We start from the raw sequence: 11,452 nt of genomic DNA on the forward strand, positions 1-11,452 counted from the left end.
TGGAGCTACCCTGTGCGCATGCCCCGCGACCCCGACGACCGCTGGCGGCCCCTAACCCTCGGCACCAGGTTGGGGGATCTGGTGGGCACGTCGCTGGTGGTCGCCGACGGGCTGAGGTTCGGCGACGCGGTCGCGGTCTCGGTGAAGGCAGCTTCGGGCACTGACGTCGCAGTGACCTACGCCTTCCTCGACGGTGAGGCGCTACCGCGCACCACCACCGCCGGCTCCGACGAGACGGTGGCCGACGCCCTCATGAGGGTCCTGGACTTCTCCGGTCGGGTGGCGGTCGCGGTCGCTGGCGTGCGGTGGGCGTCCCGGGTGCCACGGGCCCCCACGCCGCTGGGACTCGCGGTTCTCCTCGTCCCGATCATCATCACTTCGGCCGTTGCGTGGCTGGGGGCCGGAACGGGCGGGGCCGCTCTGGTCGCCGGGTTGCTCGGTGGGGTCTGGGCTGTTGCCTGGGGCCTCAAGCAACGGCAGGTCACTCGCACGGCCATCGAGGACTCCAGCCGCGCCGGCGTGCTGTCAGCGGAGGCATCCCACGCCGCGTTGTCGCGCGCGCTGAACGCAACCCGTCCCCAGAGCATCACCGGCCGCCCCGATCCTTCGGCGCTGCCCCGGGTGCGGGAGCTCAAGTCGGAATACGGGAAACTCCTCTCCGACGTCGTCTACCGCATCGAGAACTCCTCCCTGTTCGACAACTCCGTCCCCCTCACCAGGGAGTTTCAGCTCCTGATGATGCGCTGGGACGACGAGCATGCTCTGCTCGACGACGACGAACGCGCCACCCTGGCCCGACGGCTAGAACTGGCGTTCCACGCCGCACGCCGGCACGCGGAGACGGTGGGGCTGAGCCATCTGCCCCGCACGGCCCGTGCTGACGCGGCCCGTGCGGCCAAGGCAGCGAGACTCTCCCAGCGCGCGGCCACTCCAGGCGAGAGAGAGGCTGCCCTCAGCCGAGCGAGCCACCTCCTCGGCGGGCTGGCCCTGTACTACCTGCCGAGCCCTCGTGAGGTGCCCAGGATGTTGGAGCGGTCGGGCGACCCTGACGGGCCCATCGCGTGACCTGCCCCTCATGACCTGCGCCGTCGACAGCCCAGGGTGGCCGGCGGTTTTTGGGCGAACCCGCTCGATCATCACGCGGGCTAAGGTTGAATGCTAAACTATCCTCATGACCGAACACGAAGAGCATTCCAAGGCAGGTGTGTACTCCACCAAGGGCCGTGAATTCAGCCGCGACACCCGCTACATCGAGACCCGGATCGTCGCCGAGCCCCGTGAGGGCACCGACGACTACCCCGTCGTGCCGAACCGCTACCGCCTGATCGCCGCCTACGCGTGCCCCTGGGCCAACCGCGCCATCATCGTGCGGGAGCTGCTGGGCCTCGAGGACGTCATCTCGATGGGGAATCCCGGCCCCACCCACGACGCGGATTCCTGGACGTTCGACCTGGACCCCGACGGCGTCGACCCGGTGCTGGGCATCGCCAAGCTCAAGGAGGCCTACGAGAAGCGCTTCCCCGGCTATCCGCGCGGCATCACCGTGCCCGCCATCGTGGACGAGACCACCGGGGAGGTGGTGACCAACAACTTCCCGCAGATCACCGAGGACCTCTACTTCGAGTGGAAGCAGTTCCACAAGGAGGGAGCCCCCAACCTCTGGCCGGACGACGTCCGCGAGGAGATGGAGGAGGTCATGCAGCGCGTCTACACCGAGGTCAACAACGGCGTGTACCGGTGCGGCTTCGCGGGCTCACAGGAGGCCTACGACGCGGCCTACGACGGGCTCTGGACGGCCATGGACTGGCTCGAGGAGCGCCTCGGCAGCCGCCGGTACCTCATGGGCGACCACATCACCGAGGCCGACGTGCGCCTCTTCACCACCCTGGTGCGCTTCGATGCTGTCTACCACGGCCACTTCAAGACCAACCGCAACAAGCTCAGCGAGATGCCAAACCTGTGGGGTTACGCCCGCGACCTGTTCCAGACGCCCGGCTTCGGCAACAACGTGAAGTTCGACCAGATCAAGGACCACTACTACATCGTCCACACGGACCTCAACCCCCTGGGCATCGTGCCGAAGGGCCCGGACCTGAGCGGCTGGGACACCCCGCACGGCCGGGGCTGACCCAAGTAGACTTAAACGCGTGATGACAAGCAACGATGCGGTGCGCCGTCCCGACGGCCGCCGGCGGCTCGCCGAGTGGTTCGCAGCCGTCGTCGCATCCAGGGCCGGGGCCCCGGGTGCGGCCACCGGCCCGTCGGCGCGCGTGCAGTCCGTCAAGGAGGAGTTCGCAGCACTCCGCTCCAACCTCATCTACCGCATCGAACACGCCGCCCTGTTCGACGACGCGGCGTTGCTGACCCGCGAGTTCCACCTGGCGCTGAGGCGCTGGGAGGAAGCGCAGGGCAGCGACGACGACGAATTGCTGCAGCGCGCCGCGTCGGAGGTGGAGTTCTCGTTCCGCACGGCGAGGTCGCACGCGGAGACCGTCGGGCTCACGCACCTGCCGGCCGGCTCCCGCGCCAAGGCAGACCGCGCGATCCGGGCAGCGCGCCTGGCAGAGCGCGCGACCACCGAGCAGGAGCGCGAGGAGGCCGTCGCCCACGTGGCCGGCCTGCTCGACGCTCTGTCGCTGTACTACCTGCCGTCGCCCACCGAGGTGCCCCACCTGCTGGGTACCGCCCGCTGACCCGGACCCGCACGGCCCCACCGGAGGGTCGGCGGGCTCACAGGCTCCGCAGCACCGCGTCCAGCATCTCCTCGGTGAGCCTGCCCGTGAACGTGTTCTGCTGGCTCACGTGGTAGCAGCCCACCAGCGCCACCTCCCGCCCGTCCGGAGTGCGGAGCGGGGCGCGGGCCCCGTGCCCGAACCTGGGTTTGGGTTTCGGCACCTCCCACCCGGCGTGCCGCACGGCAGCCAGCGTGGCGTCCCACCCGATGCCGCCCAGGCACATGATGGAGCGCACATGCGGGGCGGAGATCCCCAGATCCGCATCGAGCCACGGCGCACAGGTCCGCTTCTCCTCGGTGGTCGGCTTGTTCTGCGGCGGAGCGCACCGCACCGTCGCCACGATCCGCACCCCGATCAGTTCCAACCCGTCGCCGGCGTGCTGCGAGGTGGGCTGCGTCGCCATGCCGGCCCGGTACAGCGCGGCGTAGAGCCAGTCCCCCGACCGGTCGCCGGTGAAGTTGCGCCCCGTCCGGTTCGCGCCGTTGGCCGCCGGCGCCAAGCCGACGATCAGGACCGGGGCGTCGGTGGGCCCCAGCGCCGGAGCGGGGCGACCCCAGTACGGCTGGTCCGCGAACGACGCCCGCTTCTGCACCGCCACCAGCTCGCGCCACTCAACGAGGCGTGGACAGGCGCGGCACACCGAGACCCGCGCGTCCAACTCCTCCGGCGCAATGCCGCGCGCCAGCCGGGCGACATCGTCGGGGGTATGGGCCACGGGCGTCGACGGCGTGGCCGGGTCGCCGGGCCAGCCGGTGCCCGGCGGCACCGGGGAGGCGAACAACTGCCCGGTGATCGGGTGCGGCAGCTCAGGCGACGGGTGCATGGGGCGACTCTAGTTCGGTCCTGCAGGCCGCACGCCGCAACGTCGTCACCATTAGGGTGGGCGTATGCCCAAGCGCCAATACGAGTCCCTCCCCGGCAGCCACGGATCCCGCGTCCGCATCAAGGCCCGCGGCGGGGCGGTACTGCGCGATCCGCGGATCAACCGGGGCACGGCATTCACCCACGATGAGCGGGAGAAGCTCGGCCTGACCGGCCTGCTGCCCAGCCACGTGACGCCACTCGAGGCCCAGCTGCACCGCTCCTACATGCGCTTCAAGAACGCGACCACCCCCCTGTCGAAGTTCTCGTATCTCCAGGGCCTGCGGGAGCGCAATTCCGTGCTGTTCTACCGGCTCCTCAGCGAACACCTGGAAGAGGTGATGCCGGTGGTCTACACCCCCACCATCGGCGAGGCGATCAAGGAGTTCAGCTTCTGGTTCCAGACCATGGACGGCGTCTTCCTATCGATCGACCGACCGGAGCTGGTGGAGGCCTCCCTCCGCGCCACGGAACTGGGCGGCGACGACGTCGACATCCTCATCGTGACGGACTCCGAGGGCATCCTCGGCATCGGCGACCAGGGTGTGGGCGGCATCCAGATCTGCAACGGCAAGAAGTCGCTGTACACGGCCGCCGCGGGCATCGACCCCGACCGGATGCTCTCGGTGGTCCTCGACGTGGGCACGGACAACCTCAAGCTGCTCAACGACGAGTTGTACCTGGGCGAGCGGCACGCGCGCGTTCGTGGTGAGCGCTACGACGCCTTCGTCGCCTCGTTCGTCGCGGCGGCCCAGACCGTCTTCCCCAACGCCATGATCCACTGGGAGGATTTCGGCGCCAGCAACGCCCACCGTCTCCTGGACGCCTACCGCGGCGACATCTGCACCTTCAACGACGACATCCAGGGCACCGCGGCCGTCGTGGCGAGCGCGATCCTGGCGGGCGTCCAGGCCAAGCGGGAGAAGCTCGGCCAGCAGCGCTTCGTCATCCACGGCGGCGGCACGGCAGGCGTCGGGATCGCCGACCTGCTCGTCGACCTGCTCGTCAAGGAGGGGCTCACCGGGGACGAGGCACGCAGGCTGTTCTGGGTGACCAGCAGCCGCGGTCTCGTCACGGACGACGCCACCCAGCGCTTCCGCGACTTCCAGCGCCCGTACGCGAGGGGCATCGGCGAACTGGGTGAGTGGGACCTCAACCACCCCGGTCTCTACAAGCTGGCCGACATCGTGCGCAACGTGCACCCCACCGTCCTGATCGGCACCTCGGGGCAGCCTGATTCCTTCTCCGAGGACATCATCCGCGACATGGCCGCCCACGTGGAGCGCCCGCTCATCCTGCCGCTGTCCAACCCCACGACGCTCGCCGAGGCCCTCCCGGAGAACTTGTTGGAGTGGACACACGGCCGGGCCCTCATCGCCACCGGCTCACCCTTCCAGCCGGTGCTCCGCGACGAGACGACCTACACCATCGCGCAGGCGAACAACGCCTTGGTGTTCCCCGGCCTGGGCCTGGGCGTCGCGGTCTGCAACGCGGAACGGGTGACCGACTCGATGATCGCGGCCTCGGCGGAGGCCGTGGCCTCGCTGGCAGAGGCCCGGCGACCCGGGCAGTCGCTGCTGCCCAGCATCAACGACCTGCGGCGCGTCTCCGCGACGGTGGCCATCGCCGTCGCGAAGGCTGCGGAGGCCGACGGTGTGGCTAGGACGCCGCTCACCAACCCGGTGGAGCAGGTGTTCGAGTCCATGTGGATGCCGAACTACCCGGAGCTGGTCTTCGACTGACCTTTCCTCCCGCCTCGGCGTGGACGGACCACTGACCAATGCGGAGGATCAGAGAGTCGCGCGCAACGCCTTCAGGCGGGTGAGCGATGACTCGCGGCCCAGGATCTCCATCGATTCGAACAGCGGCGGCGACACCCGGCGGCCCGAGATCGCGACGCGGATCGGCGCGAAGGCGAACTTCGGCTTGATGCCCATGCCCTCAACGAGGCGCTCCTTCAGCGCCGCCTGGATGGAATCGGTGTCGAAGGGCACCTGCTCGGCCACCGCGATGGCGGCGTCCAGCACCTCGGCGGCGTTGTCCGCCAACGCGGCCGCAGCGTCGTCGTCGACGGTGAGTTCACCGTCGGCGATGAAGAGGTAGTCCAGCTGCGGCAGGGCGTCCTTCAGCAGCACGAGCCGTTCCTGGATGATCGGCACCGCCTTGCGCAGCACCTCCACCTGGTCGGCCGACGGCGTCCAGTTGGCCTCCTCGAACCTCATGATCCGGTCTGCCAGTTCTTCGGCGGACAACGAACGGAGGTAGTGGCCGTTGAGCCAGTCGAGCTTCTTCAGGTCGAAGATGGGGCCGACAGGGTTCACCTTGGCCCAGTCGAACTCCTCGACGAACTGCTCGAAGGTCTTGACCTCCTGCTCGTCGTCGCCGGCGTAGCCCAGCAGCTGCAGGAAGTTGCGCACCGCCTCCGGGAGGTAGCCCTCCTCCTTGAACCACATGAGACGGGCGGCAGGGTTCTTCCGCTTGGAGATCTTCGACTTGTCCGTGTTGCGCAGCAGCGGCATGTGGGCGAACTGCGGCAGTTCCCAGCCCAACCACTGGTACAGCAGGACGTGCTTCGGCGTCGAGGAGATCCATTCCTCGCCGCGCACCACCGTGTTGATGCCCATGAGGTGGTCGTCGACAACGACGGCCATGTGGTAGGTCGGGAAACCGTCGGCCTTCAGGATCACCTGGTCGTCGGGGCGGGGCGCCTTGACCTCGCCGCGCACGATGTCCTGGAACGTCAGCGGAACGTCGTCGGGGATGAGCATCCGCACGACGGGGGTCTCGGAGAAGCCGGCCAGCTGGGCGCGCTCGTCGCGGGTCATCCCGTGGCACAGGCGGTCGTAGCCCGTGACCGAGGCCTTGGACTGCTCCTGCTCGCGGCGCAGTTCGGCGAGCCGCTCGGACGAGCACCAGCAGTAATAGGCATGCCCGGCCTCGACCAGCTGCTCGACGAACGGCCGGTAGGTGGTCAGCCGCTCCGACTGGCGGTAGGGGCCGTGCTCGCCGCCGACGTGCGGGCCCTCGTCGGGCTGCAGGCCGAGCCAGGCAAGCGACTCGTAGATCTGGTCCTCAGAGCCCGCCACGAGGCGGGCCTGGTCCGTGTCCTCGATCCGCAGGACGAACTGTCCCCCCGTCTTGCGGGCCCAGGCCAGGTCGAACAGCGCCATGAAGGCGGTTCCGACGTGGGGGTCTCCGGTGGGCGAGGGGGCGACGCGGGTGCGGGCGGGGATCACTGTTTCGCTCATAGTGGCCCCAGCCTATCGGGCCTCACCCGTGGGGCTACTGGTCTTGCCCCCCAACTCGCGCAACACTGGAGCGTATGACTCAGGAACCGCCCCCCACGCCGGCCAGCGCCATCGAGCGCGCGCGCAAGGTGGCGGAGGAGGCGCTGTCCGGTTCAACCACAGACCCGAAGCTGAAGGCCGCCCGGGACAGGACGAAGCGGGACCTGGGCAACGTGCCGAAGGAATCGCCGGCAAAGCTGACCCGCGCCCTCTCGTACGTGCTCGACGACCTGGTCCAGGTGCCCGGTACCAAGATCCGCATCGGCGTGGACCCGGTGCTTTCTATCGTGCCGTGGGCCGGCACCGCCGTGGGAGCCGTGTTCGGCGGCAGCATCCTCGTCGACGCGATCCGGCTGCGTGCCCCCATCCCGGTCATCGGCCGCATGGCCTTCAACTCGCTGCTCGACTGGCTGCTCGGCATGATCCCGTTCGTCGGCGCCATCTTCGACGCGGCCTACCGCTCCAACAAGAAGAACCTCAAGCTCCTCAACGGAGCCATCGAGAACCGCGAGCTGGTCAAGCAGTCGTCCGTCCGGTACTGGATCGCGGTGGGGGCACTCGTGGCGGTGCTGCTGCTCGTCGTGATCACCATCCCCATCCTGCTGATCCTGGGGCTCGCAGACCTTGCCGCCGCGCGGTAGCCGGAGCGTGCTAACTTACCCGTCATGACGGAGTCATCAGCCAAGCCCTCGAACTTCATCTACGACGCGGTGCGAGCCGACGTCGAGCAGGGCAAGCGCGGCGGCCGGGTCCAGACCCGCTTCCCACCCGAGCCGAACGGCTACCTGCACATCGGGCACGCCAAGGCCATCGTGGTTGATTTCGGCGTCGCCACCGACTTCGGCGGCATCTGCCTCCTGCGTCTGGACGACACCAACCCGGAGACCGAGGAGACCAGCTTCGTCGACTCCATCATTGAGGACATCGAGTGGCTGGGCTACGAGCCCGCCGACGTGCGCTACGCGTCGGATTACTTCCAGAAGCTCTACGACTGGGCCGAGCAGCTCGTCGAGAAGGGCCTGGCCTACGTCGACGACCAGGACGGCGACGCGATCTCCGCGGGACGCGGCGGCTTCGGCAAGCCGGGGGTCAACTCCCCGTACCGCGACCGCAGCGTCGAGGAGAACCTGGAGCTGCTCCGCAAGATGCGCGCCGGCCACTACGCCGACGGTTCGCGGGTGCTGCGCGCCAAGATCGACATGTCGCACGAGAACATGCAGCTGCGTGATCCCGTGATGTACCGCATCCGCAAGGTTGCCCATCACCGCACCGGCGACGACTGGCCGATCTACCCCAACTACGACTGGGCCCATGGCCAGTCTGACGCGATCGAGGGCACCACGCATTCGCTGTGCACGCTCGAGTTCGAATCGCACCGCCCGCTCTACGACTGGTTCCTGGAGCAGCTCGGCGTTGAGGACGGCCCCCGCCAGTACGAGTTCGCCCGCCTGGAGCTGACGCACACCATCACCTCGAAGCGCCGCCTGGCGCGGCTGGTGATGGACGGCGTCGTCGACGGCTGGGACGACGCCCGGATGCCGACGCTCCGCGGCCTGCGGCGCCGCGGCTACCCGGCGGCGGCCATCCGGCAGTTCATGCTCGAGGTGGGCACCACCCGCACGAACTCGCGTCAGTCCATTGAGGCGCTCGAGTCCTACGTGCGCCGCGAACTCAACACCACGGCGCAGCGCCGCATGGTGGTGCTCAACCCGTTGAAGCTGCGCATCACCAACTGGCCCCTCGACGACAACGGGCAGCCGGCGGTGGAGCACTTCGAGGTGTCCAACAACCCGGAGCGCCCTGAGGACGGCACCCGCCAGGTGGAGTTCACCGGCGAGCTGTGGATCGAGCAGGACGACTTCCGCGAGGTCCCCCCGCCGAAGTACTTCCGCCTCTCCCCCGGCCGCGAGGTGCGTTTGCGCGGCGCCTACTTCGTGACCGCCACCGACGTGGTGAAGGACGAGAACGGCGAGGTCATCGAAGTGCTGGCCACCTACGACCCCGCGTCGAGGGGCGGCAATTCGCCCGACGGCCGCAGGGTGAAGTCCACGATGCACTGGGTCTCGGCCGAGCATGCGGTGCCGGTGCGGGCCGCGCTGTACGAACGGCTGTTCACCACCGAGGCCCCCGGCGAGGCGACGGGCGAGGCGCTGGACGACCTCAACCCGAACTCGCGCCAGATGGTCGACGGTTGGGCCGAGGAGGCGCTGGCAGACGCGGCGCCTGGCGAAGTGGTCCAGTTCGAACGCCTCGGCTACTTCGCAGCCGACCTCGACGAGGACATGCTGTTCCACCGCACCGTCGGCCTCCGCGACGAGTGGGCCGCCATCCAGAAGCGCGGCTGACACCCGTACTGACGCGGGCCCAGGAGTAATCCTGGGCCCGCATTCACGACTGACCCGCAGTGCGCAGGTGCGGAGACTCGCAGGTTTCCAAGAAGACGCGAAGAAGGCCAAGGAGCTTGTGCTCCGAGGCCTTCCGCTATTGAGCTGCGGACCAGTTCGAGTCAGCCGCGCTTCTCGGGGCCTGCGAACATCACAATGTTGTTGAACACCCACTGGTTGCTCTGACTGAAGGCGTAGCCACCCGCAGGCTTCGCGGTGGCGGCGTACACCGTCGTCCACGTGTAGGAACGGCACGCGCCACGGCTGGCGGCGGCGGTGTCGCACTCGGTCTTCCACTGCCGACCGGCAGAGGTGAACGCACCGTCGGTGGTCGAGCCGAGGTCACCCAGCGGGTTGCCCTTCCACGCCTGACGCGACATGTACGGCAAGTAGGTGAGGTTGTTGAAGGCCCAGCCCGATTCGCGGACGAACGGCCCGTCCTCCATCACGGTGGCCCAGATCTCCGTGCGGCACCGCTCCGTCTGCGAGTAGTCCTCAGAGGCCGTCACCCACTGCCGGCCGTTGAGCGTGTGCTTGCCCGGGCGTTGACCGTCAGCGTCAAGACGGCCTCGGCAGGGTTGCCGGCGGCCTCGGTCACCACGACCTCGACCTGGAAGCTGTCCCTGCCCGCCGCCGTGCCGCTGATGAGACCGTTGCTGTTGAGGACAGCCAGGCGGGTGCGCCGTCGAGCACGTAGCTCAGCGGCAGCGACTGGTCCGTGGCGCCGAGGTGTCCTGCGCCGCCGGGCTCACGCACAGTGAGCGTGGCGGAGCCGACGGTGGTGCCGTCGCTGGCGCTGAGCACCGCCTCCCCCGCCGTGGCAGGCACCTGCAGGACCGCCGAGATGCGGCCCAGGGCGTCGGCCGTGGTGGTCGCCGAGTGCGATCCCAGGGTGAGGGTCACGGTGGTGTCCGCCTCGAAGCCGACGCCGGTCACCGTCACCTCCTGTCCGGGGTCGACCACCGCCGGGGTGACCTCCACGAGGGCCGGGAGCGGCACGTCGACGAGGGGCTCAGGCTGCGCCACGGCCGGGGGGCCTTATCGGTCACTTCGGCTGCGTTCGTCAGGATCCGGTCGCCACCTGCGAAGGTGGCCCCTTCGAGACTGGAAACTTCGTCGGGGTCAGCGCGGACGACTGCCGCGAAGACATCATTGCCATCTTCACGTCGGGCACGTCGTGCGACGACATCAGCCCCCGTCTGCGGGCCTACGGCACCGCGGACGATCCCGTCGTGATCACCAGGTACGACCGACCGGGGTCCTGCTCCAGGGTCTGGTAGAGCGAAAGGCTCACGATGCCGTAGGTGCCGCATGCCGAGGGTACGGTGCCGCAGAACTCGGTGGGCGGTCACGGGGGTGTCAAGGCGCCAGATGCGGTTGACACCGACGGCACGTCCGGTGCGATCTGCTGCCAGTTGCCGGCCACCTTCGTCTCGACCTTGACCTCGCGGATCTGCTGGCCGTGGTCCGCGGCGTCCTCGCTGAGGCTGATACGGTTGACGCTCTGGCGAGCCAAGGTCGATCAGCATCGGCGTGATGTCATCGCCGCCGTCGGAGACCCACGACGAGCGGCTGTTGCCGTCGGTGATGTCCTGGGTGCTCCCACCACCGACGGTGACCGCGCGTCCGCGCGCGAGGTCGTTGCCGAACGCCTTGCGACGCAGCTGTGCAAAGTCCATGATCGCGTCGACGTTGGAATGCGACAATCGACCCTCCATCGTCGGGGGCACGTTCAGCAGCAGGACGGAGTTGCGGCCAACCGACGCAGATGTCCGCCGGGGCCGACGACCGCCTCCACCTGCGCGTAGGTGCCGTGCACGTTGATCGGGTCGTCGTGGGCGAAGCCGAGCTGGAGTTCTCGATGAGGACCTCACCTTTGTCGTCGGACACCTGGATGAGGTAGGCGAAGGCCGAGGTCGAGCGCCAGGAGTCGCCGGGCTGGCGGAAGTTGACGTCGCGCAGAGGTGACGCTGAAGTGCACGGAAAGCTGCTGGCGATCACGAGGGGTTGCGGGCCCGTGACCGGGGGCATGGCGACCCCGTCGAGCATGAGGTCGACGGTGGTCTGGGCGCCCGTGTGACGGTGATGCAGTGAGATCGCATGGCGTTCCCCGTCCGACGGCGTCCCCGGCCGCCCTCATTTTCTCCGGCGAGGACGAAGCCCACCCACGGGTTCGGCGTCATGC

General features: G+C 68.8%; 11 protein-coding genes. 6 read left to right on the forward strand and 5 right to left on the reverse strand.

Annotated elements, in window-relative coordinates:
- Positions 1–18: 18 nt before the first annotated feature.
- From J7D54_RS10150 to J7D54_RS10160, 3 genes are all read left to right on the forward strand, one after another.
- The gene (locus tag J7D54_RS10150; RefSeq protein ID WP_143570921.1) at positions 19–1,065 is read left to right on the forward strand and encodes a hypothetical protein; all 1,047 of its coding nucleotides are present in this window, start codon (positions 19–21) and stop codon (positions 1,063–1,065) included.
- Positions 1,066–1,171: 106 nt separating this feature from the next.
- On the forward strand, positions 1,172–2,128 hold the full coding sequence (locus J7D54_RS10155; RefSeq protein WP_182763790.1) for a glutathione S-transferase family protein: 957 nt from the start codon (positions 1,172–1,174) through the stop codon (positions 2,126–2,128).
- 19 nt (positions 2,129–2,147) lie between these two features.
- Positions 2,148–2,693, forward strand: coding sequence for a hypothetical protein (locus tag J7D54_RS10160; RefSeq protein WP_182763791.1), 546 nt, complete (start codon positions 2,148–2,150; stop codon positions 2,691–2,693).
- A 37-nt stretch (positions 2,694–2,730) separates the two neighbouring features.
- Here the strand turns inward: J7D54_RS10160 and J7D54_RS10165 are convergent, their stop codons facing one another.
- The gene (locus J7D54_RS10165) at positions 2,731–3,558 is read right to left on the reverse strand and encodes a uracil-DNA glycosylase (protein ID WP_182763792.1); all 828 of its coding nucleotides are present in this window, start codon (positions 3,556–3,558) and stop codon (positions 2,731–2,733) included.
- A gap of 64 nt (positions 3,559–3,622) precedes the next feature.
- On the opposite strand from J7D54_RS10165, the gene J7D54_RS10170 reads away from it, so the two are divergent.
- A complete protein-coding gene (locus tag J7D54_RS10170) occupies positions 3,623–5,338 on the forward strand; it encodes an NAD-dependent malic enzyme (protein ID WP_182763793.1) in 1,716 nt (571 codons plus the stop codon).
- Positions 5,339–5,386: 48 nt separating this feature from the next.
- Here the strand turns inward: J7D54_RS10170 and gltX are convergent, their stop codons facing one another.
- Positions 5,387–6,844, reverse strand: coding sequence for a glutamate--tRNA ligase (gene gltX, locus J7D54_RS10175; RefSeq protein WP_182763794.1), 1,458 nt, complete (start codon positions 6,842–6,844; stop codon positions 5,387–5,389).
- A 74-nt stretch (positions 6,845–6,918) separates the two neighbouring features.
- Between gltX and J7D54_RS10180 the strand changes: the two genes are divergently transcribed.
- Together J7D54_RS10180 and J7D54_RS10185 are read left to right on the forward strand one after the other, a co-directional pair.
- On the forward strand, positions 6,919–7,524 hold the full coding sequence (locus J7D54_RS10180; protein ID WP_182763795.1) for a DUF4112 domain-containing protein: 606 nt from the start codon (positions 6,919–6,921) through the stop codon (positions 7,522–7,524).
- Between the two features lie 24 nt (positions 7,525–7,548).
- Positions 7,549–9,228 carry a glutamine--tRNA ligase/YqeY domain fusion protein gene (locus J7D54_RS10185; protein ID WP_182763796.1) on the forward strand — a complete coding sequence of 560 codons (1,680 nt, stop codon included), beginning with the start codon at positions 7,549–7,551 and terminating at the stop codon, positions 9,226–9,228.
- A 161-nt stretch (positions 9,229–9,389) separates the two neighbouring features.
- On the opposite strand, the gene J7D54_RS10190 is transcribed toward J7D54_RS10185, so the two are convergent.
- The 3 genes from J7D54_RS10190 to J7D54_RS10200 all read right to left on the reverse strand — a co-directional run bounded on the left by J7D54_RS10190 (position 9,390) and on the right by J7D54_RS10200 (position 10,783).
- Positions 9,390–9,776, reverse strand: a complete 387-nt coding sequence (locus J7D54_RS10190; RefSeq protein ID WP_182763797.1) for a hypothetical protein — start codon at positions 9,774–9,776, stop codon at positions 9,390–9,392.
- A gap of 85 nt (positions 9,777–9,861) precedes the next feature.
- On the reverse strand, positions 9,862–10,293 hold the full coding sequence (locus J7D54_RS10195; protein ID WP_182763798.1) for a hypothetical protein: 432 nt from the start codon (positions 10,291–10,293) through the stop codon (positions 9,862–9,864).
- A gap of 322 nt (positions 10,294–10,615) precedes the next feature.
- Positions 10,616–10,783 carry a hypothetical protein gene (locus J7D54_RS10200; protein ID WP_182763799.1) on the reverse strand — a complete coding sequence of 56 codons (168 nt, stop codon included), beginning with the start codon at positions 10,781–10,783 and terminating at the stop codon, positions 10,616–10,618.
- Between the last annotated feature and the right edge of the window lie 669 nt (positions 10,784–11,452).

This window comes from Tessaracoccus sp. MC1865, assembly GCF_017815535.1.
GTDB lineage: Bacteria > Actinomycetota > Actinomycetes > Propionibacteriales > Propionibacteriaceae > Arachnia.

Bases quoted from the DNA above. Each gene is read 5' to 3' on its own strand.
- J7D54_RS10150 (WP_143570921.1), top strand. From the start codon at position 19: ATGCCCCGCGACCCCGACGACCGCTGGCGGCCCCTAACCCTCGGCACC.
- J7D54_RS10155 (WP_182763790.1), top strand. From the start codon at position 1,172: ATGACCGAACACGAAGAGCATTCCAAGGCAGGTGTGTACTCCACCAAG.
- J7D54_RS10165 (WP_182763792.1), bottom strand. From the start codon at position 3,558: ATGCACCCGTCGCCTGAGCTGCCGCACCCGATCACCGGGCAGTTGTTC.
- J7D54_RS10170 (WP_182763793.1), top strand. From the start codon at position 3,623: ATGCCCAAGCGCCAATACGAGTCCCTCCCCGGCAGCCACGGATCCCGC.
- gltX (WP_182763794.1), bottom strand. From the start codon at position 6,844: ATGAGCGAAACAGTGATCCCCGCCCGCACCCGCGTCGCCCCCTCGCCC.
- J7D54_RS10180 (WP_182763795.1), top strand. From the start codon at position 6,919: ATGACTCAGGAACCGCCCCCCACGCCGGCCAGCGCCATCGAGCGCGCG.
- J7D54_RS10185 (WP_182763796.1), top strand. From the start codon at position 7,549: ATGACGGAGTCATCAGCCAAGCCCTCGAACTTCATCTACGACGCGGTG.